Here is a 6,585-nt window from a genome sequence, read left to right on the forward strand (position 1 = left end):
AGGTGATCGAGACTGACGGATCGATTGAAATTCGCGAGTATCCGGACCTGATGCTGGCCGCCACCGATTCGAAAATGGATTCGCAAGGCCGTGACGGCAGCTTCATGCGGTTGTTTCAATACATCAGCGGAGCCAACGAGGCGGAGCAGAAAATCGCGATGACAACGCCTGTGTTTATGGAGGGTGAAATCGGCGAGTCGGACGTTTCGATGGGGTTCGTGATGCCGAAGGAGGTCGTCGCCGCGGGCGCACCCAATCCGAAGGGTGAAGGCGTCAAGCTGCGTGAACGCAAGGGCGGACGATTCGCGGTGATTCGCTTTTCCGGTCGATTGGACTCCAAGCTTGCCAAGGAACAGGAATCGAAGCTTCGAGGCTGGATGGAGTCCCGCGGTCTTGAAGGCGAAGACTCGGCAGAAGCGGCCGGCTACGATCCACCGTTCACGCCGGCGGCACTGCGACGCAACGAGATCTTGATTCGGCTGGTGTCCAGCGAGGACTGATCACTGAAACTGCGATCCCCGTGACAGTTGATAGCCGCGTTGAAATTCTTCACCGGTCATCTCGCGTTTACCGGCCGGACAGAGGCTGTCGATTCGCAACGGGCCGTCGCCGGTCATTACCACCAATTCCTTGCTGCCGGTCAGTTGCCCGGGCTGCAACTCGCCGGTCGGTTCGTCAACCGGGGTGACCTTTAGGATGGTCAATCGTAGCGGCGGCTTGTTCTCGCGGACTTTGATCGTCGTGAACGCGATCGGCCAAGGTTGCATGCCACGCACCAGACAATCGATCTCTCGACGGCTTCGTCGCCAGTCGACTTGTGCTTCCTGTTTAGTCAATCGCGGCGCCTTGGTGGCCAACGTCGCGTCTTGGACTTCACCGATCGTCGACTCACCGTCCCAACGCGAAAGTTCGTCGATGCTTTGCATCACCAGCTCGACGCCGAGTTGCGAAAGTCGCTCTTCGAGTTGCCCGGCGGTTTCCTGATCGGAGATGACGGTACGACGAGTGGCCACGATGGGTCCGCCATCCAACTTGGGCGTCATATGGATCACGCTGACGCCGGTTTCGCGATCACCGTTGAGCAGCGCTCGCTGGACCGGGGCGGCACCTCGGTAGGCGGGCAACAGCGATCCGTGCAAATTAATTCCGCCCAACTTCGCCACCGCCAACGCGTCGGGTTTCAGGATTTGGCCGTAGTCACAAACGACCAACAGATCGGGCTGGAGGGATTTGAGTTGCGCGATCGCCTCGGCGTCGTTGATACTGACCGGATCCAGAATCGGTAGCTCATGCTGCGAGGCCCAGGTTCGCACGGGAGCCGGCGGAGGTCCCTTGCGGCTCTTGGTCGGCGGTTCGGGTTTGGTGACGACGGCCAGCAGCGTGTGATCGGAACGACGAATGGCTTCGAACGAGGGAACGGCAAATGGACCGGTTCCCATGGTGATGATACGCACGATGATGCTCTCTTTCAGAAAACGCTGATTCGACTCAGCAGTATTTATTCGTCCATTCGGCCAACCGTGCGACCAGCTGGTCATCCGGCGGAATCGATCCGGTCGCCTGCTTGGAGCGAAAATCGGTTTCCAACTCGTCGATGCCGGCTTCCAGTTCCTGCGCCGCGTGTTCGCCCATGCGATCGAAAAACAGGGTCCCGTCCAGGTGATCGATTTCGTGCAAGAAAACGCGAGCCAGAAAACCTTCCAGCGTGGTTTCGATGGGATTGCCTTTCAGGTCGTACGCGCTGATGCGGATCGATTTGGGGCGAATCACGTCTCCGGTCAGTCCCGGCAGTGACAGGCACCCCTCTTCGCCCACTTCGCTGCCCTTCGGCCGACTGACTTCGGGGTTGACGACCACGAACTCTTCGCCACTGCCCTTTTCGCCGGTGGGATTTGCGACAAATAGTCTCAGCGGCAGATCGACTTGGTTTGCCGCCAGCCCCACACCGCGGGCCTCGTACATCAAATCCAGCATCTCGTCAGCAATTTTTCGCAATCCGGCGTCAACACGCTTGATCGGCTTGCTGACATAGCGAAGCGTGGGATGCGGGTAGTAGATGATTTCGAGCGACATGACAGGCCACAAGGAAGCGATGGCAAGGTAAATCGGGTTGGATCGCAACGATCGAGCGTTTCGGCGACGGCTGCTGCCACTAAGATGACCGATTTGCGGAGGTTTGTCATTCGGGCTTCGCCGGTATCCCTGGCCCCCTCTCGACATTTTGCCGTCGTTCGGCCACGATCGTGACAATCGATCGCAACTCCATTTGCGATGGAAGACGCAGTGCTGACGGTAGCCGGCTTCGTGCTGGCAAGTTCGTGTCAGGCCCCGTCTCGGCCGACCTGGAAACCTCGCTGGTCCGAGGACTTTGTCAATCGCGTCCCCCCCGTCCCACGATCCGCCGACCGCTGTTTTCTGCCCATGGACTATTCGCCGAACCAAGCTGCCGCCGAAATCTGGGACGGGCTGCGATCTGACCCACTGGCCCGTGTCCAGTTGCATCGCGTTGCCGAAGCGACCGTGTTGGATTTTGGTGTGGAATCGCCGGGCTCGATTCGAGCCGGCGTACTGTTGGCGCGAGCCTGTATGGGCGGACTCGGTCAGGTTTCGGTCGTCCCCTGCGACCGAGCCAGCTACGGCGTTGCCAACGCCGTCTTTGTCGAAACCGACGCGCCCCGCGTCGGTTGTCTGGGCTGCCAATACGCGGGCTGGCCGGTTCAGTCCGACGACTACTTCGCGATGGGCAGTGGTCCGATGCGATTGTTGCGGGGCAAGGAAAAGATGCTGATCCAACAGGAGCTCGGCGACGAGGGATCTGATTCAGCCTGCGGCATTTTGGAGTCCGACAAACTGCCCACGGTCTCTGCGATTGAAACGATTGCCGGGGACTGTGGCGTGGCACCAAAGTCGGTGACCGTCGGGGTGGCGTCGAGCACATCGATCGCTGGTTCGATCCAAATTGTCGCCCGCAGCGTCGAAACGGCGATGCACAAACTGGACGATCTGGAATTCGACGTTCGATCGGTGATTTCGGCGACCGGCTCGGCTCCGTTGCCGCCACCGGCCGAGCGTGGCAACACGATCGCGGGGATCGGTCGAACCAACGACGCGATGCTCTACGGCGCCACGGTTTCGTTGTGGGTCGATTGCCCCGACGAGTCGATCGAAGCGATTCTGGACAAAATCCCCAGTTCGGCGTCGACGGACCATGGCCGACCCTTTGCCGAGATCTTCGCCCAATACAATCACGATTTCTACGCGGTCGACCCGTCGCTGTTCAGCCCGGCAGTCGTCTCGATTCATAATCTCCGCACCGGGCGGACCTTCACCTCCGGACGAATCGTGACGGAGATTTTGCGAGAGTCCTTCGGCACATGAGCGGCTCGCCGGTCGCGTCGCGACGCCTGTTGATGCTCGGCCCGGACACTGGATGGCACGCCGAACGACTTCGCGAAGCGGCATGTCGGCATGGCCATCGCTTGGAGATCGCGCCGTGGGAATCGATCGCCGCACGCGTCGGTGATGATCAACCGCCGGTTTCGCTTCTGTCGGACCGACAGCAGCTTTCCGATTTCGACGCGATCCTGACGCGAACGATGCCGGCCGGCTCGATGGAACAGATCACCTTTCGTCTGGCGGCGCTGCATGCGATCGCCGACCGCGTGACGCCACATCGCACCGCCATCGTGAATCCGCCGCGTGCGTTGGAGTGGTCGATCGACAAATTTGCGTGTTTGGCAAGGTTGGCCGGTGCCGGATTGCCGACCCCCTCGACACGTGTCGTACAATCACGCCGTGAAGCAATGCAGGCGTTTGAAGAATTGGGCGGTGACTGTGTGGTCAAGCCGATCTTCGGAGGCGAAGGCCGCGGCGTGATGAGGATCCGTGACGCCCAGCTTGCTTGGACCAGCTTCTCCACTCTCGAACAGTTGGGCGCAGTGCTTCAAATTCAATCCTTCATCTCGCCGGGCGGCCGCGACACGCGTTTGCTGGTCATCGGCGAGCAGGTGTTTGGCATGCGTCGACACAACGAGAACTGCTTTCGATCCAATGTTTCCGCAGGCGCGAGATGCCAGCGGATCGAAGTGGACGGGTGTTTGAAAGCGACGGCCAAACGAATCACCCAGTTGTTCGGGCTGGTCTTCGCTTCGGTCGACCTGATCGATAACGATCACGGGCCACCCTTGTTTCTAGAAGTCAACGCGATCCCAGGCTGGAAAGGGGCCCAAAGCGTGATCGACGAATCGATCGCCGAACACGTCATCACCGCACTGGTGGCTGAATCCGAAAGAGTGACAACATGAGCACAGAAGTTCGCGACGGAAACGTCGCCTCGCGGCTTCGCATCATCGCTTCGTTGACCCCCGGAGCGATCGCGATTGCCGAACCGAGCGGACCGCCGGCCGAGGACGGGCCCCGAAACTATGCCTTGACGACGTTTCAGAATCTCGACGAGCGCACCGATTTGATCGCGCGGGGCTTGGTCGCCTGGGGGATTCGTCCGGGAATGCGGTTGGCGATGCTGGTGCCCTTCGGAGGTCAATTCATCGAACTGGTCTTTGCTCTGTTAAAAGCCGGCGTGATCGTGGTGTTGATCGATCCCGGTATCGGGCGCAAACACCTGGTGCAATGCTTGTCCGACGCCCGGCCAGACGGATTTGTGGGGATTCCCAAAGCGCAGGCGATCCGCACGTTGCTTCGACACCGTTTTCCCTCGGCCAGCTGGAACGTGACGGTGGGCAGACGTTATTTCTGGGGCGGCAAAACGCTTGACCAGATCATCCAACTGGGCCGTGATGCTACATTCGATACCAATTCGGACTCGCGAAAGACGCTGGAGTTACCGATCATCAATCGGCCCGATCCGGCAGCGATCATTTTCACGACCGGCAGCACCGGGCCACCCAAGGGTGTCTTGTATAGCCACGGAACCTTTCATGCGCAAATCGATCGCATCCGCGAACGCTATGACATCCACCGCGGCTCGCGCGACCTGGCATGTTTTCCACTATTTGGGTTGTTCGATGCGGTGATGGGCGTGACCACCATCATTCCCGACATGGATCCGACCCGACCGGCCGACGTCGATCCGCGACGCCTGATCGAAGCCGCCGAACAATGGGAAATCGACCAGGCCTTTGGTTCGCCCGCGCTTTGGAACACCGTCGTGCGATGGTGTAACGAACACGGCGTCCAACGTCCCTTCCCCACGCTGCGACGTGTGCTCTCGGCCGGTGCCCCCGTGCCCGCGTCGACGATGGCCAAGCTGCGTGATTTGATCGCCGAAGAAGGCGAAATTTTTACGCCCTATGGCGCGACCGAAGCGTTGCCGATTGCGTCGATCGAATCACGCGAGGTGATCGCCGAGACCGGACCGGCGGCGACCAAGGGCAAGGGCGTTTGCGTGGGCACTCGTTTTCAAGGCGTCCAGTGGAAGGTGATCGAAATCGATGACGGTCCCATCGAGACGATCGAACAAACTCGGGCATTGCCAACCCAAAAGATCGGCGAACTGATGGTCACCGGTCCCATGGTGACGCGCAAGTATGTCGTTCGCAGCGATCAAAATTCGATGCACAAAGTCATCGATGGAGACACCGTGTGGCATCGCATGGGTGACGTCGGCTACCTCGACTCACGAGATCGGTTTTGGTTCTGTGGCCGCAAAGCCCATCGCGTGCGTGGCAGCAACCGAACCTGGTTCACCGTCCCCTGCGAAGCGATCTTCAATGCCCACCCGCATGTCTATCGATCCGCGCTCGTCGGACGCGGTGAGCCGGGAAACCAAACGCCCGTGATGTTGATCGAACCGATCGGTGAACATTGGCCGCAGTCCGAGCAGGAATCTGGACGACTGGTAGCGGAACTGTTGGATCTGGCCGCAAGAAACCCGATCACGCGAACGATTCAAGAAGTGATCATCCGCGACGAACCGTTGCCAGTCGATATCCGACACAACAGCAAGATCTTTCGCGAAAAACTCGCCGCGGAACTTCGCTGAATCAGGGGTTGGGGGAAATGTCTTTGACCGCCGCCCCGGACTCATCTTGGAAGGATGGACATTAAGCGTTTTAGGAGGCCCCGCATCCGAGCTGCCCCGACTCGGATGCGAGTTAAATCCCCTCCAGCTGAATTCGCGAAAACGGTCGCTTGGAACCGCACTCTTCCGGCAAGATCAGCAGCCGATGCCCCTTGCGCATGTGCCCCTGCGTCACACCCGGCCCTCTCATGATACAGCCTGACGGCAATAATGTAAATTGAGAACCCGCTAAAGCCCCGCAAAGGCGGCGACTGGCCTGCTAAAGAACGGCACCCGACCTCCCATCCAGGTGGGTATCGTCGCGGAACGAGACGCTTGGTCGCGACACGCGCCGACGGCGGGTCGATCTCAAGGCCACTTAACTAAGTCAACGTCCATGAGCAGGCCCGGACGCTGGCGCGAACCGGCTGATCTCAAACGATGACGAGCCGTTTAGCGCGAGCCTACGGGCAACCCGTGGAAACGACGCTTCACTCACTGGTATTGGCCTTTGAGCCTGCCCACTGAGAAACGACAGCCCTTCAATCTCAATGCCGCTGCGGCCC

At 59.8% G+C, this 6,585-nt stretch carries 5 protein-coding genes and 1 pseudogene; 4 read left to right on the plus strand and 2 right to left on the minus strand.

Going from position 1 to position 6,585, the window contains the following annotated elements:
• A partial coding sequence (locus tag ABX749_RS16885; RefSeq protein WP_372897002.1) for a heme-binding protein occupies nucleotides 1-500 on the plus strand: 500 nt, incomplete at its 5' end.
• Here ABX749_RS16885 and fmt read toward each other — a convergent pair.
• Nucleotides 501-1,439, minus strand: coding sequence for a methionyl-tRNA formyltransferase (gene fmt, locus ABX749_RS16890; protein ID WP_372897005.1), 939 nt, complete (start codon nucleotides 1,437-1,439; stop codon nucleotides 501-503). It lies immediately after the preceding gene.
• Nucleotides 1,440-1,488: 49 nt separating this feature from the next.
• Nucleotides 1,489-2,073 carry a peptide deformylase gene (def, locus tag ABX749_RS16895; RefSeq protein ID WP_145208050.1) on the minus strand — a complete coding sequence of 195 codons (585 nt, stop codon included), beginning with the start codon at nucleotides 2,071-2,073 and terminating at the stop codon, nucleotides 1,489-1,491.
• Between the two features lie 309 nt (nucleotides 2,074-2,382).
• Here def and mch point away from each other — a divergent pair.
• The 3 genes and pseudogenes from mch to ABX749_RS16910 form a co-directional block, all read left to right on the plus strand.
• Nucleotides 2,383-3,378 (plus strand): annotated as a pseudogene (gene mch / locus ABX749_RS16900) (methenyltetrahydromethanopterin cyclohydrolase); the annotation flags it as partial.
• Complete coding sequence (locus ABX749_RS16905; RefSeq protein WP_372897003.1) at nucleotides 3,375-4,304, plus strand: RimK family alpha-L-glutamate ligase; 930 nt, start codon at nucleotides 3,375-3,377, stop codon at nucleotides 4,302-4,304. The pseudogene mch and the gene ABX749_RS16905, both read left to right, overlap by 4 nt.
• Nucleotides 4,301-6,001: a fatty acid CoA ligase family protein gene (locus tag ABX749_RS16910; protein ID WP_372897004.1), complete on the plus strand. Its 1,701-nt coding sequence runs from the start codon at nucleotides 4,301-4,303 to the stop codon at nucleotides 5,999-6,001. The genes ABX749_RS16905 and ABX749_RS16910 overlap by 4 nt, the downstream gene beginning before the upstream one ends.
• The last annotated feature ends 584 nt before the right edge of the window (nucleotides 6,002-6,585 follow it).

Source organism: Stieleria sp. (assembly GCF_041595215.1).
In the GTDB taxonomy this organism is placed as follows: Bacteria; Planctomycetota; Planctomycetia; order Pirellulales; family Pirellulaceae; genus Stieleria; species Stieleria magnilauensis.

What these genes read in the sequence shown, in the direction of transcription:
- def (WP_145208050.1), bottom strand. Translation starts at nt 2,073, where the DNA reads ATGTCGCTCGAAATCATCTACTACCCGCATCCCACGCTTCGCTATGTC.
- ABX749_RS16910 (WP_372897004.1), top strand. Translation starts at nt 4,301, where the DNA reads ATGAGCACAGAAGTTCGCGACGGAAACGTCGCCTCGCGGCTTCGCATC.
- fmt (WP_372897005.1), bottom strand. Translation starts at nt 1,439, where the DNA reads ATGGGAACCGGTCCATTTGCCGTTCCCTCGTTCGAAGCCATTCGTCGT.
- ABX749_RS16905 (WP_372897003.1), top strand. Translation starts at nt 3,375, where the DNA reads ATGAGCGGCTCGCCGGTCGCGTCGCGACGCCTGTTGATGCTCGGCCCG.